The 22,446-nt window shown below is 66.3% G+C and carries 22 protein-coding genes; 8 read left to right on the forward strand and 14 right to left on the reverse strand.

Features of this window, described 5'->3' with window-relative positions; genetic code table 11:
* Positions 1-9: 9 nt before the first annotated feature.
* Positions 10-981, reverse strand: coding sequence for an NADPH:quinone oxidoreductase family protein (locus MKAN_RS21295; RefSeq protein ID WP_023371928.1), 972 nt, complete (start codon positions 979-981; stop codon positions 10-12).
* A gap of 31 nt (positions 982-1,012) precedes the next feature.
* Positions 1,013-2,011 (reverse strand): acrylyl-CoA reductase family protein, encoded by a 999-nt coding sequence (locus MKAN_RS21300; protein WP_023371929.1) that lies wholly within the window; start codon positions 2,009-2,011, stop codon positions 1,013-1,015.
* Between the two features lie 107 nt (positions 2,012-2,118).
* On the opposite strand from MKAN_RS21300, the gene MKAN_RS21305 reads away from it, so the two are divergent.
* From MKAN_RS21305 to MKAN_RS21315, 3 genes are all read left to right on the forward strand, one after another.
* Positions 2,119-2,364: a type II toxin-antitoxin system Phd/YefM family antitoxin gene (locus tag MKAN_RS21305; protein ID WP_023371930.1), complete on the forward strand. Its 246-nt coding sequence runs from the start codon at positions 2,119-2,121 to the stop codon at positions 2,362-2,364.
* Entirely contained in the window at positions 2,361-2,732 is a 372-nt protein-coding gene (locus MKAN_RS21310; protein WP_023371931.1) for a type II toxin-antitoxin system VapC family toxin, read from the forward strand. The genes MKAN_RS21305 and MKAN_RS21310 overlap by 4 nt, the downstream gene beginning before the upstream one ends.
* 130 nt (positions 2,733-2,862) lie before the next feature.
* Positions 2,863-3,399, forward strand: a complete 537-nt coding sequence (locus tag MKAN_RS21315; protein WP_023371933.1) for a GNAT family N-acetyltransferase — start codon at positions 2,863-2,865, stop codon at positions 3,397-3,399.
* Between the two features lie 46 nt (positions 3,400-3,445).
* Here the strand turns inward: MKAN_RS21315 and MKAN_RS21320 are convergent, their stop codons facing one another.
* The 3 genes from MKAN_RS21320 to MKAN_RS21330 are packed head-to-tail and all read right to left on the reverse strand — an operon-like array spanning position 3,446 to position 6,911.
* Positions 3,446-4,462, reverse strand: a complete 1,017-nt coding sequence (locus tag MKAN_RS21320; protein ID WP_023371934.1) for a VOC family protein — start codon at positions 4,460-4,462, stop codon at positions 3,446-3,448.
* Positions 4,459-5,331 carry an alpha/beta fold hydrolase gene (locus tag MKAN_RS21325; RefSeq protein WP_023371935.1) on the reverse strand — a complete coding sequence of 291 codons (873 nt, stop codon included), beginning with the start codon at positions 5,329-5,331 and terminating at the stop codon, positions 4,459-4,461. Before MKAN_RS21325 ends, MKAN_RS21320 begins: the two co-directional genes overlap by 4 nt.
* Positions 5,328-6,911 carry a bifunctional 3-(3-hydroxy-phenyl)propionate/3-hydroxycinnamic acid hydroxylase gene (locus MKAN_RS21330; protein ID WP_036391799.1) on the reverse strand — a complete coding sequence of 528 codons (1,584 nt, stop codon included), beginning with the start codon at positions 6,909-6,911 and terminating at the stop codon, positions 5,328-5,330. The genes MKAN_RS21325 and MKAN_RS21330 overlap by 4 nt, the downstream gene beginning before the upstream one ends.
* A 105-nt stretch (positions 6,912-7,016) precedes the next feature.
* Between MKAN_RS21330 and MKAN_RS21335 the strand changes: the two genes are divergently transcribed.
* The 4 genes from MKAN_RS21335 to dmpG are packed head-to-tail and all read left to right on the forward strand — an operon-like array spanning position 7,017 to position 10,424.
* On the forward strand, positions 7,017-7,661 hold the full coding sequence (locus MKAN_RS21335; RefSeq protein ID WP_023371937.1) for a TetR/AcrR family transcriptional regulator: 645 nt from the start codon (positions 7,017-7,019) through the stop codon (positions 7,659-7,661).
* Positions 7,658-8,443: a 2-keto-4-pentenoate hydratase gene (locus tag MKAN_RS21340; protein ID WP_023371938.1), complete on the forward strand. Its 786-nt coding sequence runs from the start codon at positions 7,658-7,660 to the stop codon at positions 8,441-8,443. The genes MKAN_RS21335 and MKAN_RS21340 overlap by 4 nt, the downstream gene beginning before the upstream one ends.
* 32 nt (positions 8,444-8,475) lie before the next feature.
* Entirely contained in the window at positions 8,476-9,408 is a 933-nt protein-coding gene (locus tag MKAN_RS21345) for an acetaldehyde dehydrogenase (acetylating) (protein WP_036391801.1), read from the forward strand.
* Positions 9,405-10,424, forward strand: a complete 1,020-nt coding sequence (dmpG, locus tag MKAN_RS21350; protein WP_023371940.1) for a 4-hydroxy-2-oxovalerate aldolase — start codon at positions 9,405-9,407, stop codon at positions 10,422-10,424. The genes MKAN_RS21345 and dmpG overlap by 4 nt, the downstream gene beginning before the upstream one ends.
* A 16-nt stretch (positions 10,425-10,440) precedes the next feature.
* Here dmpG and MKAN_RS21355 read toward each other — a convergent pair whose 3' ends face one another.
* The 4 genes from MKAN_RS21355 to hisN all read right to left on the reverse strand — a co-directional run bounded on the left by MKAN_RS21355 (position 10,441) and on the right by hisN (position 15,080).
* Complete coding sequence (locus tag MKAN_RS21355) at positions 10,441-11,649, reverse strand: acyl-CoA dehydrogenase family protein (RefSeq protein ID WP_023371941.1); 1,209 nt, start codon at positions 11,647-11,649, stop codon at positions 10,441-10,443.
* A gap of 32 nt (positions 11,650-11,681) precedes the next feature.
* Positions 11,682-13,103 carry an acyl-CoA dehydrogenase family protein gene (locus MKAN_RS21360; RefSeq protein ID WP_023371942.1) on the reverse strand — a complete coding sequence of 474 codons (1,422 nt, stop codon included), beginning with the start codon at positions 13,101-13,103 and terminating at the stop codon, positions 11,682-11,684.
* A gap of 79 nt (positions 13,104-13,182) precedes the next feature.
* Positions 13,183-14,283: an AmmeMemoRadiSam system radical SAM enzyme gene (gene amrS, locus MKAN_RS21365; protein ID WP_023371943.1), complete on the reverse strand. Its 1,101-nt coding sequence runs from the start codon at positions 14,281-14,283 to the stop codon at positions 13,183-13,185.
* 14 nt (positions 14,284-14,297) lie between these two features.
* Complete coding sequence (gene hisN, locus MKAN_RS21370) at positions 14,298-15,080, reverse strand: histidinol-phosphatase (protein ID WP_023371944.1); 783 nt, start codon at positions 15,078-15,080, stop codon at positions 14,298-14,300.
* A 23-nt stretch (positions 15,081-15,103) separates the two neighbouring features.
* Between hisN and MKAN_RS21375 the strand changes: the two genes are divergently transcribed.
* On the forward strand, positions 15,104-15,445 hold the full coding sequence (locus MKAN_RS21375) for a hypothetical protein (protein WP_023371945.1): 342 nt from the start codon (positions 15,104-15,106) through the stop codon (positions 15,443-15,445).
* 5 nt (positions 15,446-15,450) lie between these two features.
* Here MKAN_RS21375 and MKAN_RS21380 read toward each other — a convergent pair whose 3' ends face one another.
* The 5 genes from MKAN_RS21380 to MKAN_RS21400 all read right to left on the reverse strand — a co-directional run bounded on the left by MKAN_RS21380 (position 15,451) and on the right by MKAN_RS21400 (position 22,337).
* Positions 15,451-16,587, reverse strand: coding sequence for a PPE family protein (locus tag MKAN_RS21380; protein ID WP_023371946.1), 1,137 nt, complete (start codon positions 16,585-16,587; stop codon positions 15,451-15,453).
* 487 nt (positions 16,588-17,074) lie between these two features.
* Positions 17,075-18,214, reverse strand: coding sequence for a PPE family protein (locus MKAN_RS21385; RefSeq protein WP_023371947.1), 1,140 nt, complete (start codon positions 18,212-18,214; stop codon positions 17,075-17,077).
* Positions 18,215-18,570: 356 nt separating this feature from the next.
* The gene (locus MKAN_RS21390; protein ID WP_023371948.1) at positions 18,571-19,368 is read right to left on the reverse strand and encodes a slipin family protein; all 798 of its coding nucleotides are present in this window, start codon (positions 19,366-19,368) and stop codon (positions 18,571-18,573) included.
* Complete coding sequence (locus tag MKAN_RS21395) at positions 19,365-19,991, reverse strand: hypothetical protein (protein WP_023371949.1); 627 nt, start codon at positions 19,989-19,991, stop codon at positions 19,365-19,367. Before MKAN_RS21395 ends, MKAN_RS21390 begins: the two co-directional genes overlap by 4 nt.
* Before the next feature lie 3 nt (positions 19,992-19,994).
* Positions 19,995-22,337, reverse strand: a complete 2,343-nt coding sequence (locus MKAN_RS21400) for a nitric-oxide reductase large subunit (RefSeq protein WP_023371950.1) — start codon at positions 22,335-22,337, stop codon at positions 19,995-19,997.
* Between the last annotated feature and the right edge of the window lie 109 nt (positions 22,338-22,446).

A 22,446-nucleotide genomic window follows, 5' to 3' on the forward strand; every position in this document is an offset into this window, starting at 1 on the left:
CCGTGCTCGCTAATCGCGGACACGCAACACGACTTTGCCTTTGGCGGTGCGATTCTCCAGCGATGCCACCGCGGCGGCGGCCTGCTCCAGCGGGTAGACGACCGGCTCGGGGGGAGGCAGCTCGCCCGAGCTGAGCAGCTGCTCGAGCGCGGCCCACTGCTCCGACAGCGCGCCGGGATGCTTTCCGGCCCAGGCGCCCCACCCTACACCGACTACGTCAATGTTGTTGAGTAGCAACCGGTTGACCTTCACCGTGGGAATTTCGCCGCCGGTGAAGCCGATGACCAGTAGCCGTCCCGCGGGGGCAAGTGAGCGTAGCGAATCGGTGAACCGGTCGCCACCGACCGGGTCGACCACGACGTCGACGCCGCGACCGTCGGTCAGGGCCTTGACCGCATCCTTGAATCCCTCGGCCAGCACCACATCGGTGGCACCCGCCGCCGTCGCAATCGCGGCCTTCTCCTCGGTGCTGACCACCGCGATGGTGCGCGACGCCCCGAGTACCGGTGCCAGCCGCAGCGCCGACGTGCCGATGCCGCCCGCCGCGCCGTGCACCAGTACCGTTTCGCCGCGCTGCAACCGGCCGCGGACACGCAGGGCGAAGTACACCGTAAGGTCGTTGAACAGCAAGCCCGCTCCCGCCTCGAAGCTCACGTTGTCGGGCAGCTTGAACACCCGGTCGGGGGAGAGCACTGCGACCTCGGCCATGCCGCCGGTGAGCATCGTCAACCCGACAACCCGGTCGCCGGCACACACGTGCGCATCCTGGGGCGCCGAGCGGACCACGCCGGCGATCTCGGCTCCGAGCACAAACGGCGGCTCTGGCCGGTACTGGTAGAGGCCACGGGTGAGCAAGGCGTCCGGAAACGCTGCGCCGGCGGCGTACACGTCGACCACGACACCCTCGCCGGCGGGTTCGTCGATCTCTGATATTTCCACCGCACCCGGCCCTTCGAGCCGAGTCACCCGTATTGCGCGCATACCACCTCCGTTATCAATTCCCGGACCCAATCTAGAACCCGCCCGCTACCCGTACCACGGCCCGTCCGGTGAATGCGCCGGCCCGCACCTGGTCGACCACGTCGACCACGTCTTTGATGTCGACCTCGGTGGTGATGTCGGCCAGGTGACGCGGCCGAAGCGAATCGCCGAGGCGTGCCCACAGCTGACGGCGCGGACCGATCGCCATCAGCACCGACTCCATGCCCAGTAGCGCGACACCGCGCAGGATGAACGGCATCACCGTGGTGTGCAGGGCCGCGCCGCCGGTGAGGCCGCTGGCGGCCACCGCCCCGCCGTAGTCGACGGCGCTGAGCACATCGGCCAGCGTCGCGCCGCCCACGCAGTCCACCGCGGCTGCCCAGCGTGCGGTGGCCAATGGCCGCGGTTTCGCGTCCGGGTCGGCGGGCAGCCTGCCGATAACCTCAATGGCACCAAGTGTTTTCAGCAGTTCGGCGGCCTGGGGCTTGCCGGTCGAGGCCACCACCCGGTAGCCCGCCGCCGCCAGCAGGTCGACGCTGACCGAGCCGACGCCACCGGATGCGCCGGTGACGACGACGGCACCGGCCTCAGGTGCGATGCCCCAGTCGATCAGCGCCTGCACACTCATCGCGGCGGTGAATCCGGCGGTACCAATCGCCGCGCCGTCGTGCGGACTCAGCGCGCCGAGCGCCATCACCTGATCTGCGGGCAGCCGCGCATATTCGGCATAGCCGCCGTGGTGGCCGGTACCGATCTGATAGCCGTGGGCCAACACCATGTCGCCGACGGCGAAGTCGGGCGACTGCGAGTCGACGACCTGGCCGGTCAGGTCGATGCCCGGAACGATGGGATAGGTGCGCACCACACCGCCGCGCGGCGTCAAGGCGAGCGCATCTTTGAAGTTGACGCTCGAATACAACACCCGGATGGTCACCTCACCGGGCGGTAGGTCGGCCGTGGTCAACGTCTCCACCGCCGTGCTGATCCGGTCTGCATCCTGGCGTGCCACCAGCGCTTGAAACGTGTCCATGAGGTTCGACGCTAGTCGCGGCGCCGCGTGCCTTCGTTGCTCGCCCGCCAACCGCCAGGCGCCCGAGGCCCGGATTGTCGGTTGCTAGCCCAACTAGACTAAGTCCAGTGGACTGGTATCTTGTGTCAACCGTCAACATCCACGATGCGAAAACCCATCTGCCGCAACTGCTGGCTCGCGTCGAGAACGGGGAGACGATCACGATCGCCCGCGCCGGCAAGCCGGTCGCCGACCTGGTCCCGCACCCACGCACCGACATCGCCTTCGGCGGCCTGGCCGGACGGCTGCATTACGACGCGGACCACTTCGACGACACCGATAGCGATCTCAATGCGTTGTTTGGCATCGAATGAGCGGCCTGTTGCTCGACACCCATGTCCTACTCTGGCTGCTCGACGACAATCCGCGATTAGGCGACCGGATCGCGGGAAGCGCAGCGGTCTACGTCTCCGCGGTGAGCACCTGGGAACGCGCCATCAAGGCGGCTGTCGGCAAGGTTGCGCTGCCGGACGATTTGGACGACGCGATCGACCGGTCCGGTCTGCGGGATCTGCCCGAAACACGTCGCCACATCCTGGCGTCCGACCTCACCGCGCTGGCCCACAAGGACCCACTCGACGCGGTCCTGGCGGCCCAGGCGAGGGTGGAGCGGCTCACGCTCGTCACGGCCGACACGAAGCTGTTGACGGCACAGCCCGACGCCGTCGACGCAAGACTCTGACCGCGACGTTGAGGCTCACGAGTGACCAAATGTGCCGCCGCGCAGTTGGGCCGCGGCCGGCGCACGCCGTGGCCTTGGTCGATCTCGAGCTCGACGGGACCCGTGAGCAATTGAACGAAGTTGTCGGCTGATGCCCGAACATGTCCGTTCTGCCATCGCCGCCGACGCTGCGGCCTGCCTCGCCGTGTACCGGCCGTATGTGCTGGATACCGTGATTACCTTCGAGACGGAAGTGCCGACGGTCGAGGAGATGGCCGCCCGTATCGTCGCCGCGCGCGTAATGCACGAATGGCTGGTGCTCGAGGTTGCGGGAGACGTCGCCGGTTATGCCTATGCGCAGCAATTCAATCCGCGCGCCGCCTACCGGTGGTCCGTCGAGACGAGCGTATATATGGCGCGCGACCGGGTGCGCACGGGGGGTGGGCGAAAGCTCTACGCCGAATTGCTCAGTAGGCTCGCGGCACGTGGTTTCCGGCGAGCATTCGCCGCCATTGCCCAACCCAACGACGCGAGCAATGCCCTGCACGAGGCTTTCGGGTTCCAGCCGGCGGGCCGATTACGGCGGGTCGGGTGGAAGCACGGGGCCTGGCACGACGTCCAGTGGTGGCAGCTGGACTTGGTCGCCTGCGAGGACGAGGTGGACCCACCGCGCGAAATCGCGCCCTGAGATCCGGCGCCGTAGGGGCCGCTATGACACGCGGCGTGATCGCCTCTTAGTAGTCGTCGGGGATGCCGGCCCCGGCCAGCGCGGGCACGGTGTCTTCGCGGCGCAGCAATGACCGTCCCGCGGTCTTGAACTGCGCCAGCTTGCCGATGATGTGCTCGCCTTCCGGGGTGTGGCCCCAGATGCTGATCCCCTGATGTGTCGTTGGCTCCCAGGTGTTTTCGTCTACCACAATGGGGTTCCAGCCGAGCTCCCATTCAAAACCCGAGGGCGTCATCGCGTAATAGGACAGCTCGCGGTCATTGGTGTGCTGACCGACACCCAGCGCCATGTGGAACCCGAGTTCCTTGACCCGCTGATAGGACGCGGTCATGTCGTCAAGTTCGGCGACCTGGACGTTGACATGCTGTACTCGGGTTCGAATCGGGTTGAGCGGCAACAGGTTCGTCGCGGCGATCGCCACGGAGTGGTGACGCCGGTTGACCCGCAGAAAGCGGATCTTGAACTTCAGGCCGCTGATCGTCTCGTCGATGTAGTCGCTGAGCCGGGCATCGAAGACGGTGTTGAAGTAACCGCGAACCTGATGCGGTTTCTTCGATGTGACGGCAACATGGCCGATGCCGCCGTCACCGGTGACGAAGCCGCCGCGCACCGCCATCCGCAGCGGCGTGGTGCCGCGTCGCGCCCGGGTGAAGATCTCCTGTGCTAGCCCGTTGGGCCCGGGGAACCGCGCCAGTCTTTCCACGCCGCGCAGCAGGGCTTGTTCGCCGGTGCCTTCGGCGATCGGAACACCGTGTCGCCGTACTCGACCGACGATCTCGTCGAAGGTGTGGTGGTCATCGAGTTGCCATCCCAGCGCCGTGACGTCTTCGGCCGGGCCGCGCTGCAGCAGGAACCGGCATTCGTTGTCGTCCAGGCGAAACCGGATCACGTCGGCCAACGCGTCGTCAAGATGCATGCCGATGGCGTCGCGTCCGAAGCGGCGCCAATCGTCAAACCTGTTCGTCTCGATGACGACGTAGCCCAGATGCACATTGCCGAACACCGACACGGGTGGTGTGGTCATGATGCGTACCCCGATCCGTCCGAAAGAAATTCACGCACGACGTGGTTGAAGAACTCGGCGCGTTCCCACTGCATCCAGTGGCCGGTGCGCGGGGTCATGATCAAATGCGCATTGGGCAGCAGGTTCAGCAGCATTGGGCCGCCGGTCGGCCGGTTGACCTTGTCGTCTCGGCCCCACAGCACCAGGGTCGGGGTCGTCAGATGTTTGAGCCGCTCGTCGCGGGTGAGGTCCATGCGCCACAGGGTGTGCAAAGCCTTCGGCCCGGACGGGCGCCGCAGCGGCGGATTCGCCACGACCTCGGGGTCGATGGAGGCGGCGTACCTCAGGTCGATCAGCTCATCGGGGACCGAGGCGCCGTCGTAGACCAGATAGTTGCGGATGAAGGTCTCCAGCTTGTCGCGGGTAGGTCCCTCGCCGGTGTAGTAGGTGAGCAGGCTCTTCAGCCCGGCGCTCGGGATACCGCGGGTGGTCCCGATCCCACCGGGTCCCATCAGCACCAGCTTGCCGACCCGGTGCGGCGTGTCGAGGGCAAGCCGCAACGCGCACGAGCCGCCATAGGAATTGCCGACCAGGTGTGCGGAGTCGATGCCGAGTTGGTCGAGGAGTCCGCGAATCATGTTTGCCAGGTAGCCGAATGGGTCGGTATGGTCGACGCTCTTGGCCGAGCGGCCGTAACCGGGCATGTCGGGAACGATCACACGGAAATTGCGGCCGAGCGCATCGATGTTCCGGGAGTAATTGGATACCCCGGCGGCGCCGGGCCCGCCGCCGTGCAGCATCAACACGGCCGGCCCGCTGCCCTTCTCGGCGACGGAGATTGGTTTGCCCGCGACCATGACGGTGCGCTCGGCAAGCGTGCTTGCGGTCATGCGCCGGCTCCGACCTTGCTGGACGCGGTCACGGTGTTGCCGGAGAACCCGGCCGGCGGGGGTGGCAGCGGTTGTCCGGATTGGGCTGCGGCGTAGATGAATCCGTCCGGGCGCAGCACCACCGCCGGCGCATTCTTGCGTCGCAGCCAGCGCAGCAAAGTGCCGTCGCGGTCGCGGATCGCTGCCGGGTCCGCACCATCCTGCGGACCGATCACCCGGATCGCCGGTACGCCGAGCTCGGTCCAGGCACGAGAACCCGAAGGCGCATGCCCGATGTAGAGCAGTGCCCATCCGTCACCGAGCGCGTCGTCGAGACGCACGGTGGCGTCCTTGGTGTCGACGACCCACGGTTGTGGGATCTGCCAGCCGGCCGCCCGATGGCCGGTCGCCAAGAAGCCGTCTTCGTAGCGCGCTTGGGGAACCCACATGAATTTCTGCAGTTGCGTCATCACCGCGGGTAGCCGGGTCAGCGCACGTCCGGCCCCATTGCGCAGCGCCGCAATGATTTTGTGGTGTTCGGTGATGATTCGGCCGACGAAGACCGCGCGCCGGGTCACCTCGGTGACATGCGGCTTGCGTTCGTCCTGGTAGGAGTCCAGCAGCGAGTCCGGCGCCCGCCCGCGGAGGACGGCGGCAAGCTTCCAGCACAGGTTGGCCGCGTCGCGCACACCCGCCGACATGCCCTGACCGATCCACGGCGGCATGGCATGCGCCGCATCGCCGGCCAGGAAGACGCGCCCGACGCGCCAGCGGTCGGCGACCCGGACGTGGTGGCAGTAGACCACGGCGCGCAGGATCTCGACGTTATCCCCGGTGATGCCCTGGGCGTTGAGGACTTTCCAAATCTCTTCGTGCTGAACCAATTTCTGATCGTCCTCGCCGGCACGGGCCGGAAACTCCCAGCGGTGATGGCCAAGCGGGGTCGGGCAATCGACGGTGGGACGCGCCGGATTGCAGTGGAACCGCAGACGGTCGTGGCCGTTCCATTGACGTTTCACCTTGGTATCGATGACGATCCAGCGTTCGGCGTAGGTACGTCCCGAGTAGCCGACACCCAGCTGTCCGCGGGTCGGTGACGAGCCTCCTTCGGCGGCAATGACATACGACGCCTGGATACGTTTAAATGTGTCGGCGCGCAGGTCGGCCAGCATCAGCTCGACCGCGTCGCCCTTGGGGGCCACGCGCAGACATTCGTGTTGCAGCAGCACCTCGACGTTCGGGAAGCGGTCCACCCCTTCGCGCAGCACCTTGTCCACCGCGGGCTGATACAGGAACTGCTGCGGCGGATGCCCGGTGCCGTGAGACTCGATCGTGAGGTTGATGAAGGACCGGCCGTCGGCGTCGACAAACGAAATCGGCCGGTCCGGCAGCATGTCCTGCTGCAGGCGCTCGGCCAAGCCGACCGACTGCCAGATCCGCATGACCTCTTCATCGGTGGAAATGGCGCGGGCCCGACCGTAGATATCCGGATCACGTTCAATAACAACCACTTTCAATCCCAGCTGACCCAGCAGGTTGGCTGCGGTAGCCCCGGTCGGGCCGTAGCCGATCACTGCCACGTCGTAGATCGAAGGCTCCATCATGGCTCTCACCTCTCCTGCCCGGCCGCCGGGCTTGTACTGTAGTGATCACTACGGTAGTGTAGTGATCACTACATAGTCAAGATCCGATATCAAGGAGGCTCGATGGCCAAGAGCAAGGAGCCCAAGGCCGCGAAGCCCCGCCGCGGCCGCGCCGACGGCGAGCTATCACGCGCACGAATCCTTGACGCGGCCACCGAGATTGCGGCCGAACGCGGCTACGAGGGCACCAGCATCGCGCTGGTGAGCGCCAAGTGCGGGCTGCCCGCCAGCTCCATCTACTGGCACTTCAAGGACAAGGACGACCTGATTGCCGCCGTCATCGAGCGCAGTTTCGGCGCCTGGGAATCGGCATGGGGCGCACCGGAGAGCGGCACCGCGGAAGAGCGGTTCCAGGGATTGGCCACTCAGATAGCCAAGGCGTTGCTGGATGCGCCGGACTTCATTCGGCTCGGTCTCATGCTCGCGCTGGAACGCCGGCCCACCGAACCGCGCGCCCGCACAATGTTCCTGCAGGTCCGTGCCCAGGCATTCGGGCAATTGGTGGAGAACTTCCGGGAATTCACACCCGGGTTGACTGACGCGCACGCCCATCAGGTGGCGACGTACGCGATGGCCGGCGCGGACGGACTGTTCATCGCGAAAGAGGTCGGCGGCGACGCGGTCGATCTCGTAGCGCTGTTCGAGTTGCACGCGCGCGCGATCTACGACATGGCCCGTCGGTTCGTCGAAGAACGGAAGAAGCGATGAAACTGAGCATGATTCAAGTTGACGAGGCCGCCGAGCTGCTGCACGCCGCGCAGCAGGGCCGGGCACCGATCGGTCCCCTCAGCGCGCGCTACCCCGGCCTCGGCGTTGTCGAGGCGTACGCCATCCAGCAGGTCAACCTATTTCGCCGGCTGCGTGATGGACGCAGGGTGGTTGGCCACAAGATCGGCCTGACGTCCGAACCGATGCAGATCCTGCTCGGCGTCGACGAGCCCGACTTCGGTTACCTACTCGACGACATGGTTGTGGCCGGCACATCCGTCCCGGCCGCAAGGTTCTGCGCGCCGCGGGTCGAACCCGAGGTCGCTTTCCTGTTGCGGGAGCCGTTACGCGGACCCGGGGTTACCGCCGCCGACGTCCGCGCCGCGACCGAGGCGGTGGCCGCCGCTCTGGAGATCGTGGACAGCCGGATCGCCAATTGGGCGCTGACCCTGCCCGACACGGTCGCCGACAACGCCAGCTCCGGGGCCGTCGTGCTCGGTGACTGGGTGACGTTCGCCGACGGCCCCGTCTTGGCTGACGTGCAGGCGTCGCTGTCACTCAACGGAACTGAGATCGACACGGGCACCGGCTCGGCGGTGATGGGCGACCCGGCGGAGGCGGTCGCCTGGCTGGCCAATGCGCTGAGCCCCTTTGGCACCGAGATCCGGCCCGGAGAGTTCGTCATATCCGGGTCATATACCACCGCGGCATCTGTCCAACCCGGCGATCACGCCTGCGCCACCATCGGCGGTCTGGGCACCGTGTCGCTGACCTTCACCTGAGGAAAAGCGTGACCACACCAGCGAAGTGGCCGGTGGCCATCATCGGCTCGGGCAACTTCGGCACCGACCTGATGATCAAGATCCTGTGCGGCGACGGTCCACTCGCCATGGCGGCGATGGCCGGCACCGATCCGGAGTCCGACGGGCTGTCGCATGCCGAACGGCTCGGGGTCGCGTGCACCGCCGGGGGAATTGACGGCCTCTTGGCCATGCCGAATTTCGCCGACATCAAGGTCGTATTCGACGCCACGTCGGCGGGCGTGCACCGGGCGAACTGGGCCAAGCTCGAGGGCACCGGCGTGCGGGTCATCGACCTGACGCCGGCGGCCCTTGGACCTTATTGCGTGCCGGTGGTCAACCTCGACGACCACCTCGAGGCCCGCAACCTCAACATGGTGACCTATGGCGGACAAGCCACGGTCCCCATCGTCGCCGCGGTCGGTCAGGTCGGCGTGGTGTCCTACGCCGAGACCGTCTCGTCCATCTCGTCGAAATCCGTCGGGCGTGGTGCCCGGGCAAACATCGACGAATTCATCGAAACCACCTCTGCGGCATTGGAAGTCGTCGGGGGAGCCCAACGCGGCCGGGCGCTGGTCGTCCTCAACCCCGCGAATCCGCCGGTGGTCATGCGTAACACGGTGTACTGCCTCGTCGACGGCGAGGTCGACCACTTCGCCATCGAGCGGTCGGTCGAGGCGATGGTCGAGCAGGTCAGAAACTATGTGCCCGGCTACCGGCTCAAGCAGCGTGTCCAGTTCGATGCCTGCACCGCCGCGAATCCGCTGTTCATTCCGGAGACCGGCAAATTCACCGGCACTCGGGTCACCGTCCTGGTCGAGGTCGCCGGTGCAGGGCACTATCTGCCCGCCTACGCCGGCAACCTCGACATCATGACGTCGGCAGCCAAGGCCACCGCTGAACGCATCGCCGACCGCGCCAGCCAAACCGCCGGAGCCCGTACATGATCCACGACCTCTACATCAGCGACGTCACCTTGCGCGACGGGATGCACGCCGTGCGCCACCAGTACACCATTGAACAGGCGATAGCCATCGCCGGCGCGCTCGACGCGGCCGGAGTGGACTCGATCGAAGTGGCCCACGGCGACGGGCTGGCCGGGTCGACATGCAACTACGGATTCGGGGCGCACACCGACCTCGAATGGATCGAAGCCGTCGCCGGTACCGTCAAGCGCGCCAAGGTCGCAACGCTGCTGCTGCCGGGAGTCGGCACCGTACGCCACCTCAAAGACGCCCGCCGGGCCGGGGCGAGCGTGGTGCGGGTGGGCACCCACAGCACCGAAGCCGACATCGCCGCCGAACACCTCGCTGCGGCAAGAGAACTCGGCATGGATGCGGTCGGCTTCCTGATGATGAGTCACCTGACCACGCCCGACGCGCTGGCCGGGCAAGCCGCATGCCTGGAGAGCTATGGCGCCGGCTGTGTCTACGTCGTTGATTCTGGAGGAGCGATGCTGATGCGCGACGTCGCCGATCGTATCGATGCGCTACGTCAAAAGTTGGATGCCACAACCGAAATCGGCGTGCACGCCCACCACAACCTGTCGCTGGGCGTGGCGAATTCGATCGTCGCGGTGGAGCACGGGGCCAACCGGGTCGACGCGTCACTGGCGGGTATGGGTGCCGGTGCAGGCAATGCCCCGCTCGAAGTGTTCATCGCCGCGGCCAGCCGGCTCGGTTGGGACCACGGGTGTGACCTGCACCTGCTCGAAGATGCCGCCGACGACCTGGTCCGTCCGCTGCAGGACCGGCCGGTGCGTGTCGACCGGGAAACCCTGACGCTCGGCTACGCCGGGGTGTACTCCAGCTTTTTGCGGCATGCCGAGGCCGCCGCCGCCCGCTACGACGTCGACGCCCGCACGCTGCTCGAAGAGGCCGGGCGGCGCGGCATGGTAGGTGGGCAGGAGGACATGCTGGTCGACATTGCGCTGGACCTGACCGGTGTGCGGGTGGTGCGGTGAGTGGTGCTCGGCACTCCTACTTGAGCTCGGCCGACGACAGGCCCAACAGCCGACGGGCGACCACCAGCTGCTGGATCTGCTGGGTGCCCTCGAAAATGTCCAGGATCTTGGAGTCGCGAGCCCACTTCTCCAGCAGCGTCTGTTCGGAATAGCCGGTGGTGCCGGCTAATTCGACACTCTTCAGCGTCACGTCGCTGGCCATCCGGCCGGCCTTGGCCTTGCTCATCGACGCTTCTTTGGAGTTGGGAATGTTGTTGTCGGCCTGCCAGGCCGCCCGCAGCGCCAACAGATAGCTGGCCTCCCACTCGGCCTCCATCCGCAGGAACTCGGCCGCGGCGGCGCTCTGCACATACGCGGGTCGGTCGTAGTCGATCTCGACTCCGGCGTTGGTGAGGATCTTGCGGATCTCCTCCAGCGCTGCGCGGCCGACCCCGATGGCCATGGCGGCAACGATCGGGCGGGTGTTGTCGAAGGTCTCCATCACCCCCGAAAAGCCTTTGCCCTCTTGGATTTCGGGGTTGCCCAGCAGGTTATCCTTGGGAATGCGCGCGTTGTCAAAGCGGATCACGGCGGTGTCGGACGCCTTGATGCCAAGCTTGTGCTCGAGCCGTTCGACGGTGACACCGGGGTGCTCGCGCGGCACGATGAACGACTTGATTGCCGCGCGGCCCTTGGACTTGTCCAGGGTGGCCCACACCACGATGTGGGTGGCACGCGATCCGGCGGTGACAAAGATCTTTTCGCCGTTGATCACATACTCGTCGCCGTCGAGGGTGGCCGTCGTCGACACCGCTGCCGAGTCCGATCCGAATCCCGGCTCGGTGATGGCCATCGCCGCCCACACCTTGCCCAGCCGCTCGAGTTGCTCGTTGGTGGCGACCGCGGAGATGGCCGCGTTGCCCAGCCCCTGGTATGGGACGGTCAACATCAGCGCGACGTCACCCCAGCAGGCCTCCAGCGTCTGCAGCAGCGCGGCCATGTTGGCGCCGTTGTGGTTGTCGGTGGTGGATTCGGTGTCGCCGAGAGCGTCGGCCCCGGCGAAGGCGACCGATTTGGCGTCCGCGACACCCTCGAACAGACTCATCATGGTGTCGAGTTCGACCGGGTAGGTGTGCTCTTTCAGATCGTATTTGCGCGAGACCGGCCGCATGATTTCGGCGGCGCCCTGATGCGTCATGGTCATCACGGCTTGCAGTTTGCGTGGTAGTTCCAGATTGATTGCCATCACTAGACTTTCGGCTCGGATCAGATAACGACTCAGATAATGACGACACCCTCGGCGACGCCGATGGCCCGCAGGTCGCGGTACCAGCGTTCGACCGGGTGCTCCTTGGTGAAACCGTGGCCGCCCAACAGCTGGACGCCGTCCAGGCCGATTTGCATCCCCTTGTCGGCGCCGAGCCGCTTGGCCAGCGCGGCCTCGCGGGCGAAGGGCAGGCCCTGCTCGGCTCGCGACGCCCCGCGCCAGGTGATCAGCCGCAGTCCGTCCAGCTCGATGGCGATGTTGGCGCACATGAACGCTACGGCCTGCCGGTGGGCGATCGGCTCGCCGAAGGCCTGGCGTTCTTTGACGTAGGGGACGACGTAGTCGAGAACCGCATGTGAGGTGCCGACCGCCAGCGCAGCCCAGCCGAGCCGGGCCAGCGCGATCGCTTCGGAGTAGTCGCCGTCGGTCGCCTCGTCCTCACCCAGGCGCGCGCTCAGCGGGACGGTGACTCCGCTCAGCTCGACCTGACCCAGGGCCGCGGCGCGGACGCCCATACTCGGGTCCGGCTTGACGCTCAGACCCTTGGCCGACGACTCGACGATGAACAAGGCCGGTTTGCCGCCCAACTGGGCGCCGACGATGAACAGTTCGGCGGCGGTAGCGGCCGGGACCAACGACTTGACGCCGTCGAGCCGGTACCCGGACGGGGTGCGGGTGGCGGTGGTCTTGAGCCGGGTGGGGTCGAACAGCGGCTGTGGTTCGGCGATGGCCACACACGCCTGCGGAACGTTCTCGCCGGCGAATTCCGTGAGGTAGGTGGCCTGCTGGTCCGCGCTGCCCCAGTGGGTCAGCGCGGCCGCCACTCCACCGGGGGCCAGGATCGGCAACGACAGCCCCATGTCGCCGTACGCCAGTGCCTCGGCCACCAGCACGTTGGTCACGCTGGAGCGGTGTTCGGCGATGCCGTCGAAGTCCTCGGGGATGTTGATCGCGGTGATGCCCAGCTCGGCGGCTTTGGCGATGAGGTCGGGCGGGTAGGTCGCAGCGTCGTCGGCGTCGTGCGCGGCGGGTCGCAGGATTTCTGCGGCGAATTCGTCCACGGTCTCGACGATCATCTTCTGGTCGTCGTCGGGGGTGAGGTCGAAGTAGTCTTTGCCGCTGGCCTTGAGCCGGGTCGGGCCGCCACGGAGGCTCTGCACCCGCCGGAACTGCCGGGTCGCGGCGCCGGAGGTGGAGAAGATGGTCTTGGTTCCGTAGCGCAACGTTCTGTTCAGCGGGTCGCGCAGGTGGTATTTGTCCAGGAATTCCTGGCCGACGAGGGGTGTCAGGAGGGCCAGTGCGACGTCGATTCCGCTTCGTTTGTGCGGCTGCGTCCCGATTGCGGTTTGGTGGCCGCGTCGGGACAGGCGGTTGCGGCTGCGCTGAGCCGGCGGGCTGGAAGCAGCTTTAGCAGCGGGAAGTGTGTTGGTCATGTCAGCTTGCCTCTGTCGTTGGGGCGGTGCGATGACCTTATCTTACTCCCGAGTAAGATAATTAGGGGCGTTAGCTAATTCACACCGTTGACAGGCTGGCGGGCAGCGGAAGCCTGCGCCGGCCCCAACCTCCCTCGGGGCCGTCGTACACACCGGCCAACTGACAGCCGCACCCTCGGCAGCATCCGTCATCGGTCAGGGCGTAATGCCGCATCGCATACCAGTCGCGAACCACCACCGCGGTCCCGCATCCCGGGCAGCATGTGGTGCCGCCCTCGGTGTCGTGGACGTTTCCGGTGTAGACGAACCGCAAGCCTTCGTCGATGCCGATCCGCCGGGCCCGCCGCAGCGTGGCCGGCGGTGTCGGCGGCGTGTCGGTCATCTTGTAGTCGGGATGGAAGGCGGTGAAATGCAACGGCACGTCGACGCCCAGGTTTTCGCGGATCCATGCGCATTCGGCGGCGAGCTCTGCGTCGCTGTCGTTGCGGCCCGGGATCAGCAGGGTGGTGATCTCCAGCCAGACGTTGGCCTCATGCCGTAGATACACGAGGGTGTCGAGCACGTCGTGCAGGTGCCCGACGCAGACCTTGCGGTAGAAGTCCTCGGTGAACGCCTTCAAGTCGACGTTGGCGGCGTCGATATGCCGGTAGAACTCCGCGCGCGGGGCCGGGCACATGTACCCGGCCGTCACTGCGATCGCTTTGACGCCCCGCCGGTGGCAGGCGTCGGCGACATCGGCGGCGTATTCCCAGAATATCGTCGGATCGTTGTAAGTGAATGCCACACTGCGACAACCCAATTCGTCGGCAGCACGAGCGATGTCGCCGGGACCGGCGCGGCTGGCGAGGGTGTCGGTTTCCCGCGACTTGGAGATGTCCCAGTTTTGGCAGAACTTGCACGCCAGGTTGCATCCCGCGGTGCCGAACGACAGCACGGCCGACCCGGGCAAGAAATGGTTGAGCGGCTTCTTCTCGATCGGGTCGACGCAGAACCCGCTGGAGCGTCCGTAGCTGGTCAGCACGATCTGGTCGGCGCGCCGGCCGCGAACGAAGCACAGCCCGCGCTGATCCTCGTGGAGTTTGCAGGCACGCGGACAGACGTCGCACTGGAGCCGGCCGTCGTCGAGGCGGTGCCAGTGTGTGGTCGGGACGGTGAACGGGTCGTCGGCTGAAGAGCTCATTCTCGGACGCCAGGCTACTCCCCGCCGAGCCTGGCCAGAACCTCGTTGTGCAGCAGGGCGTTGGTCGCCACGGCGCTGCCGCCGTGCGGCCCGGGCGCGCCGTCCAAGCTGGTGAGCCGCCCGCCCGCCTCGCGTACCAGGATGTCCAGTGCGGCCAGATCCCACACCGACACCTCCGGTTCGGCGGCGATGTCGACGGCTCCCTCGGCCACCAGACAGTACGACAGGAAATCCCCGTAGGCGCGCGCCCGCCACACCGCGTCGGTCAGCTCGATGAACCGGTTTCGCAAGCCGAGCTGTGCCCAGCCCGACAGACTCGAGAACGACAAGCTCGCCGAATCCAGTTCTGCCACTGAGGAAACCGACAGCCGGCGGGGCCGCGCGCCGTCAACTGAGGCAAACGCACCCTGGCCGTGTGCGGCCCACCACCGCCGCTGCAACGCGGGTGCGCTCACCACGCCCACCGAGGGAACGCCGTCCTCGAGCAAGGCGATCAAACTGGCCCACACCGGCACCCCGCGCACGAAGTTCTTGGTTCCGTCAATCGGGTCGACTATCCACTGCCGCCCGCTGAAGATGGTGGTTCCCCCGAATTCTTCGCCCAGGATGCTGTCGTCGGGACGTTCCCGGCCAAGCGCGGCCCGGATCTCGGTTTCGACCGCGCGATCGGCGTCGGTTACCGGGGTCAGGTCGGGCTTGGTGTCGACGTGCAGGTCGAGCGCGCCGAACCGGGCGCGCGTCACCGCATCGGCACGGTCGGCGAGCGCTAGCGCAAGGAGTAGATCCTGCTGACTCACGCCAGCAGTCCTACCATGGCGGCATGGGATGGGAATTGGGCGTGTTGCTCATTTTGGTCGCGGTACTGGTGGTGTTCCTTGCGCCGCGGTTCTTTCCGCCCGGCCCGCGCGGTGCCCTGGCGAGCGGCACACTGCTGGTGACCGGCGTCAGTCCCCGGCCTGACGAGACGGGCGAGCAGTTTGTCACCATCTCCGGCGTCCTCAACGGCCCAACCATCAACGAGCACAGCGTGTATCGGCGAATGGTCGTCGAAGTCAGCCAGTGGCCGGCCATCGGGCAGGTACTTCCAGTCGTGTATTCGCCGAAGAACCCGGACAATTGGAACTTCGCACCGGCCGAGCCGCCACCCGAGCCGCCCGACTAACCGAGTCACCCGGCCGCCGGTGGGTGCGCCATGACCGTGAGCCGCACCCCGTAGCGGGGCAGCACCCCGGAGGCTCGCGACTGCGCCGGCACCGCCATGCCCGGGACGCCCGGCGCACCTGCGCCCGCCTCCTCGGTGCCCGGAATCGTCGTCAGGCCCGCGGGCGACAATGCCGAGACCGTCCGGGTGGCCGGGGCGGCCCAGCTTGCCGGAACGGACAGTTGCCCGATCGAACCCGCGCGGCCGGCGCTCGCAAGCACCGCGTTGGGCCCCAGCCCCGATCCGGCACCGACCGGCTGTTGCGCCGCCACCAGCGTCGAAGCCTCGGCGGGCATGGCCTCCGTGGCGCTGGTCAACGCCGGCACCAATGCGGCTTCGTCGCCGATGATGCCGTCGGCGATCGACTCGACGCTGTCAATCGCGCTGAACGTCGCGTATATGGCGAATATCCCGTCGAGGACGGCGTAGTCGGCAGGAAGAAAATTGGGAATTTGTAGTCCGGACAGCGCCCCCAGGGATTGGGACACCGCGGCAACCAGCTGCGAAATCGGGTCCGTGGCGGCCGCGCTGGCGTTGGCTTGGGCGACGGCGGCGCTTTGGGCGCTGAGCCCGGCCGGGTCGGTGGTCTGCGACGGCGAGGGGAACGGCATCAGTTGCGCCGCCGCCGTCGAGCTGGTGGCGTAGCCGTACATCGCCGCCGCGTCCTGGGCCCACATCTCGGCGTACTGCGCCTCGGTGGCCGCGATCGCTGCGGTGTTCTGACCGAAGAAGTTGGTGGCGATCAACGCCATCAGCTGGATGCGGTTGGCCGCGATCGCCGGCGGTGGCACAGTCATCGCAAACGCTTGGTCGAAGGCCGCCGCCGCGGCCCTGGCCTGCATGGCCGTCTGCTTTGTCTGGGTCGCCGTCGTGTAGAGCCAACTCACATAGGGGGCGACCTTTGCGGCCATCGACTCCGATGCGGGGCCATACCAATCCAACGTGGTCAGGCCCGAAACCACCGATTCGTAGGTCTGCGCGGTGGTATCCAGCTCGGTGGCCAGCGCGTCCCAGCTGCCCGCCGCCGCGAGCAGCGAGCCCGGGCCGGGACCGGTGTATATCCGGCCGGAGTTGACTTCCGGCGGCAATAAGGCGAAATCCATTGTGTCACAGCTCCTTAGATAGTAGTTACGGTGGGGAGTGCCCGCGATCGGTTCGGTGGCGGCGTCGGTAGGTGCCGCGTTGGCAATGTCGTGGAAGACAGGTTGTCCCCGTCGGTCCGGAATCCGGGACTAACAGCGCACCGGGTCAGTGAGATTGCGGCCCAGGACCTTTCGGGCTCTTTTCAGGTGGCGTCGGGGGAGTTGGGTCGCTGGTGGGCCATTCGCACAGGGCATGTTGGGTGACCTTCGATTCCGGAATGCCCTAAAACTGGCAAGCCACAGCCGACCGCGTACGCCGGTTGGAGTGAATGTTAGGCGACGGCTACATGAGTTCGCAGTGAATTTGCCAGATGGACGAGAGAAACGAAAGTTTGCCGGGGCTGCTCGGCGTTCCCGATTTGCCCGATCGCAGGAATGGTCGGGCGCAGGTATGCCGGTAGCGACACCGCGGCCCGTTACCGGAGTCGACGAAGGGTGCGGCCGGTGATCAGCCGGCTGCCGGTGGGCGCGACATCACGGTGAGCCGGACCCCGTAGCGGGGCACGACGCTCGAGGCTCGCTTCAGGGTGCCGGCCGGCATGCCGGGTACCCCCGGCAGGCCGTGATCGGGTACCTCGGTCCCGGGGATGGTGGTCAAGCCGCTGCCGGACAACGCCGTTACGGGACCGGTCGACGGCGCGGTCCAGGACGCTGGCACGGACAACGGGCCGATCGAGCCCGCCCGGCTCATGCTCGCGGTTACCACACTGGACAGCCCTGCGCCAGTACTGCTTTCGGCCGCTGAGAAGACCGGGGAGAGGCCGGCCGGCAGCAACTCGGCTGGATTTTCGGTGGTGCCGAACAGGCCCAGGTTGTCCTCGGCCCCGATGATTCCGGCGGCGAACGACTCGACATCCTGTGACACGCCCACGGTTGCATAGACCGCGAATATGGCGTCAAGAATGGTGAAGTCGTCGGGCAGAATATTCGGCCAATCCTGGACCGCCTGCAGGGCCTCGGGCGCCAGGGAAGCCAACCACGACAACACGGTCGCGGTGTTTCCGGCGGAGCCGCCGCCGGCGGCTTGGCTGACTGCGGCGCTCTGGGCGACCACCCCGTCCGGGTCCACGCTCAGCTCAGGGGAGGAAAACGGCGTCAGCGCCGTGGCGGCGGCCGAGTTGCTCGCGTAGCCGTACATGGCGGCGGCGTCCTGGGCCCACATTTCCGCGTATTGCGCCTCGGTAGCCGCGATCGCCGCAGTGTTCTGCCCGAAGAAGTTCGATGCGATCAGCGCTTTCAGCTGGGTGCGGTTGGCCGCGACCACCGCGGGAGGAACCGTCATCGCATGGGCCTGCTCGAACGCGGCCGCTGCCGCTCTGCTCTGATCGGCGGACTCCTTCGCTTGCGCAGCAGTGGTTTCCAGCCACTCCACAAAAGGACCGGCAGTCGCCAGCATGGACACCGACGCCGGACCCCACCAGTACATGGCGGTCAGGGATGAGATCACCGAGCGGTAGCCCACGGCCGCGGACGTCAATTCGGTGGCTACCGCATCCCAGCCTCTTGCAGCAGCCAGTAACGAGCCCGGTCCCGGGCCGCTGTAGATTCGCGCAGAGTTGATCTCCGGCGGCAAGAATGCGTAATCCATTGCGTCACAGCCCCTTGACTGTTGTGGCCTTCTTAGCGGCTTCGGCGCGGCTTCGGCTTCGGCGTGGGTGCGGGAATAGGGCGGCACAGACCGTCGACTTGCATCACGACATGTGTGGCAGGCCGCGGGCCGCGGTCAGCGTATAGCCAGTCGACGGTGGCCGCAGGGCGGCGACTATCCCGCAGGCGGGCTTGCGGGTGCGGTGAGCCGCGGTGTGTAGCAACTGGTAGCTGGTGTGAACAGGGCTGTGGTGCAGTAGCTTTGCAGACCAGCCCGGAGCCGCGACTTTAAGTCACGGCGAAGCCAAATCGTCTCTGGGACTTTCCTGTGAGTTCCTCAGACGGTGCGGTGCCCGGTTAGCCGCGGTGGTTGAAGTTGTCGACAACGCTCTGCAACAGTTCAGGTTGCCGCAGAAACGGGGTGATGATGTCGACCGGCAGTGGGAAGACGACCGTCGAGTTCTGGTCGGCGCCCAGCTCCAAAAGAGTTTGCAGATAGCGCAATTGCAGTGAGGCGGGGCTCTTCGACAAAGTCTCGGCGGCTTCCCGCAGTTCCTCTGACGCCTGCAGCTCACCTCGGGCATTGATGACCTTGGCGCGGCGTTCCCGCTCGGCTTCGGCTTCTCGGGCCATGGCCCGTTGCATCGACTCGGGAATTTCGACGTCCTTGATCTCCACTACACGAACCTGCACACCCCACGGCTCGGTCATCTTTTCGATGATGGTGCGTAGATCGCTGTTGAGGTCCTCGCGATGTGCCAGCAGGGTATCCAGGTCCGCACGGCCCAGCAGGGAACGCAGTGTCGTCTGCGCGATCTGCGAGGTGGCCACCGCGTAGTTCTCCACCGCAAGAATCGCTTTCATCGGGTCGGTCACCTGGAACATGACGACCGCATTGACCCGGGCCGGCACGTTGTCACGGGTGATTACCTCCTGCGGCGGGATGGTCAGCGTGACCAGCCGCTGGTCGACCCGGATCATTTTGTCCGCCAACGGAATAAGAAACCGAAGTCCAGGTTGGTAGAGCGGGCGCACATGCCCCATCCGGAAGACCACCCCGCGCTCGTACTCCCGCAGCACGGCCGGCGACAGCACGGCAAGCACTACCAGAACCACCACGCCGACAACGATGAAGCCGATCACCACACCGGTCACGATGTCTTGTCCTCCTTGCCTTCCCAGCCGCCCCAGCGAGTCGAATACCGGTCGACCGCGGCAGCCACCTGGTCCTCGATCGCGGTGCGATGCGGCAGATGGTCGGGCGCGTTGGACGGGGTGTTCCACAGGTGGCGGGCGAGCGGCAGCCCCAGCAGCACGACGACCAGCATGGTGCCCGTCAACACCAACACCTCAGCCGGCGAGTGGTTGGCGATCAACGTCGCCAGCGGCAGCACGATTCCCAAGGCTGCTACGCAGCAAGCGATCCCGCGGTGGAATCGGCCGGCGTCCGAGTGCGGCCACGGGTCCACCTCGCGACTGATCTCCCGGCCGTGGTCCGACGTCGTGCAGCTGTCTTTGACCGGACAGCTGTTGCACACCACCGGCAACGCCCGATAACGCATGACCCGGTGCTTGGGATCAAACGAACTCGGCCACAGCCATTGGTCCTGTGGACACACCCAGGCGTCGTGGTCGGGGTGATACGTGAATTGGCCGGTGCGCCAGCGTGCGGCACGCGCCGATGCCCGCCGCGCCATCGAGTCGAAGCTCCACCCGATGGCCAGCAACGCCAGCGAGTACCCGGCGAACAGCCAGACCGAGGCAGCCGGCGGCGCCACCGCTCAGTCCCTCGCCGGCGACTTAACACCGGATGTCGGCTCCGCCCGAACCTCGGTGTACAGCGGATGTTCCGGCAATTCCTCGACCGTCGAACCGGAGCGGAAGTTGCGCAACGCGATCCAGGCGATCCAGACGAACGGCAGCACGCCGCCGACGATGAGGATCAGATCACCGGGCATCCGCAGCCATTCGATCACCGCGTTGCCGGGCTTGGTGATGTAGCCCAGCGACCGCGCCTCGAAATAGCCGTCGTTGACCGAGTGGTAGAGCTGCAGGATGCCCAACGGCAGCAGGGTGGCGAACACCATCCAGGCCAGGCCGATGTTCATGCCCCAGAACGAGATTCGCGCCAGCTTCTCCGGCCACTTGTCGGCCGGGATCACATATCGGAAGGCGAACATCGCCAGGCCGACCGCCAGCATGCCGTATACCCCCATCATGGCCGCGTGTCCGTGGTTTGCCGTCAGCGCGGTGCCGATCTCGTAGTAGGACACGACCGGCAGGTTGATCAGGAATCCGAAGATGCCTGCTCCCACGAAGTTCCAGAACCCGACCGCGACCAGGAACATGACCGCCCAGCGATGCGGGAACGGGTTGCCGTCGCCGGACTGCTGGCGCGCACCCAGCTGCAGGAACGCCCACGCCTCGACCGTCAGGAAGGTCAACGGAATGACCTCGGCAGCCGAGAAGAAGGCGCCCAGCGCCATGTGCTCGACCGGTGTGCCCGAGAAGTACAGGTGGTGCATGGTGCCGATGACGCCGCCGGCGGAGTACAGGATGACATCGAGGAAGATCACACCCAGGGCAATTCGTTCACGCACCACACCCAGCAGGACGAACATGTAGGCGACCATCACGGTGGTGAAGAGTTCGAGGAAGTCCTCGACCCACAGGTGCACCACCCAGAACCGCCAGAAGTCGGCGACGGTGTAGTGGGTGCCGCTGCTGGCCAACAACCCGACGGCGTAGAAGGTGGGGATGGCCAGGCCGGAGAAGAAGAACAACCACGGCATGTTCATCTTCGACTCGCCTTTGAGCCGGGCGCGCATGCCGCGGAAGATGATGGCGATCCAGACGAACATGCCGACGATCAGCAGGATCTGCCACAGCCGCGGCAGGTCGAGGTACTCCCACTGCTGGGAGAGCAGCCCGCCCTGGGGAATCACCCCGTAGATGGAGAGCGCCTCGCAGATCAGCGAGCCGAACACCACGACCGCAACCGCGCCCAGCAATACGTAAGCCAACAGGCCCTGGCGTTTGGGCTCCCGACGGCTGATGAACGGCACCAGGAAGATGCCGCCCGCCAGAAACGCCGCCGCGGTCCAGAACAGCGCCAGCTGCAGATGCCAGGTTCGGGCCAGGTTGTACGGCAACAGCCGAGCCAGGTCCAGGCCGAAGAAGTTCGACAAGTCGGCCCGATAGTGCTCGGCGGCGGCGCCCAGCAGTGTTTGGGCCAGGAAGAGCACCGACACGATCGCGAAGAACCAGATGGTCGCCCGCTGGGCCGGCGTCAGGCTCACCTCGCCGGGTTGGCGGAAGGAGAGGTTGGACACCTCGGCGCTGTGCCAGCCGACCTTTTGGCTCCAGCGTCCGTAGATAGCGAACATGATCCCGATGCCGCCCAGCAACGCGATCAGCGACAGCGCCGACCACAGGATCACCGCTGCGGTCGGACCGTTGTCGACGCGCTGCTCGGCCGGCCAGTTGTTGGTGTAGCTGTACTTGTGGCCGGGCCGCTCGGCGGCGGCCGCCCATGCCGTCCAGGCGAAGAACGCGGTCAGGTCCCGGATTTGTGCCTTATCGGTGATCAGCTGCGGCAGCAGCCCGTACTTGGTCGAGTTCTCCCCGAAGTAGGCCGCGTAGTGGTTTTGGATCCGCCCGAACGCCGCGGCCTGGCGGTCGGTGAACACCAGCGTCTTGGTATCGGGGTTGTAGCGGTTGGTCCGGAATTCGGTGACCACCCGATCGCGGGGGTCGGCCACACCTTGGGCCCGTAGCTGATCGGCGACGTCGTCGGTGGCCATGCGCAGGTAGTCGGCGGTGTAGTCGGGCCCCAGATAGGCGCCGTGGCCAAGCACCGAACCGTATTGCATGAGGCCACGCGCCTGGTAGAGCTCTTGGCCGCGGGTGATGTCGTCGCCGGTGAACAGGACCTGGCCCGATTCGGTGACGACCTTGTCCGGCATCGGCATCGCCGCGGTATACGTGCGGTAGACCAGGATTCCCATCACCAGGAAGCCGAAGATCATCACCAGGGCCACACCCTGAATCCAGCCCTTCCCGATCAGGGGGCGCGACGATTGCCGGCTGGGAATTGGCGATGACGACGTCTGTTGATCAGCCATTCCGAGATCTCCTGTCTGGATGATGGGCTGTATCGCCGCGGGTTCAACTCCTTGTTCACATGCAACGACGGCTCGTAAACATCCAATTCGTCTATCGCCGCGGTGGCAA

Source organism: Mycobacterium kansasii ATCC 12478 (assembly GCF_000157895.3).
GTDB lineage: Bacteria > Actinomycetota > Actinomycetes > Mycobacteriales > Mycobacteriaceae > Mycobacterium > Mycobacterium kansasii.

Coding starts and splice junctions, on each gene's coding strand:
- MKAN_RS21380 (WP_023371946.1), bottom strand. CDS start 16,587: ATGGATTTCGCCTTATTGCCGCCGGAAGTCAACTCCGGCCGGATATAC.
- amrS (WP_023371943.1), bottom strand. CDS start 14,283: ATGAGCTCTTCAGCCGACGACCCGTTCACCGTCCCGACCACACACTGG.
- MKAN_RS21330 (WP_036391799.1), bottom strand. CDS start 6,911: ATGGAGCCTTCGATCTACGACGTGGCAGTGATCGGCTACGGCCCGACC.
- MKAN_RS21315 (WP_023371933.1), top strand. CDS start 2,863: ATGCCCGAACATGTCCGTTCTGCCATCGCCGCCGACGCTGCGGCCTGC.
- MKAN_RS21400 (WP_023371950.1), bottom strand. CDS start 22,337: ATGGCTGATCAACAGACGTCGTCATCGCCAATTCCCAGCCGGCAATCG.
- MKAN_RS21325 (WP_023371935.1), bottom strand. CDS start 5,331: ATGACCGCAAGCACGCTTGCCGAGCGCACCGTCATGGTCGCGGGCAAA.
- dmpG (WP_023371940.1), top strand. CDS start 9,405: ATGATCCACGACCTCTACATCAGCGACGTCACCTTGCGCGACGGGATG.
- MKAN_RS21300 (WP_023371929.1), bottom strand. CDS start 2,011: ATGGACACGTTTCAAGCGCTGGTGGCACGCCAGGATGCAGACCGGATC.
- MKAN_RS21360 (WP_023371942.1), bottom strand. CDS start 13,103: ATGACCAACACACTTCCCGCTGCTAAAGCTGCTTCCAGCCCGCCGGCT.
- MKAN_RS21355 (WP_023371941.1), bottom strand. CDS start 11,649: ATGGCAATCAATCTGGAACTACCACGCAAACTGCAAGCCGTGATGACC.
- MKAN_RS21340 (WP_023371938.1), top strand. CDS start 7,658: ATGAAACTGAGCATGATTCAAGTTGACGAGGCCGCCGAGCTGCTGCAC.
- MKAN_RS21295 (WP_023371928.1), bottom strand. CDS start 981: ATGCGCGCAATACGGGTGACTCGGCTCGAAGGGCCGGGTGCGGTGGAA.
- MKAN_RS21335 (WP_023371937.1), top strand. CDS start 7,017: ATGGCCAAGAGCAAGGAGCCCAAGGCCGCGAAGCCCCGCCGCGGCCGC.
- MKAN_RS21310 (WP_023371931.1), top strand. CDS start 2,361: ATGAGCGGCCTGTTGCTCGACACCCATGTCCTACTCTGGCTGCTCGAC.
- MKAN_RS21375 (WP_023371945.1), top strand. CDS start 15,104: ATGGGATGGGAATTGGGCGTGTTGCTCATTTTGGTCGCGGTACTGGTG.
- MKAN_RS21385 (WP_023371947.1), bottom strand. CDS start 18,214: ATGGATTACGCATTCTTGCCGCCGGAGATCAACTCTGCGCGAATCTAC.
- MKAN_RS21320 (WP_023371934.1), bottom strand. CDS start 4,462: ATGACCACACCACCCGTGTCGGTGTTCGGCAATGTGCATCTGGGCTAC.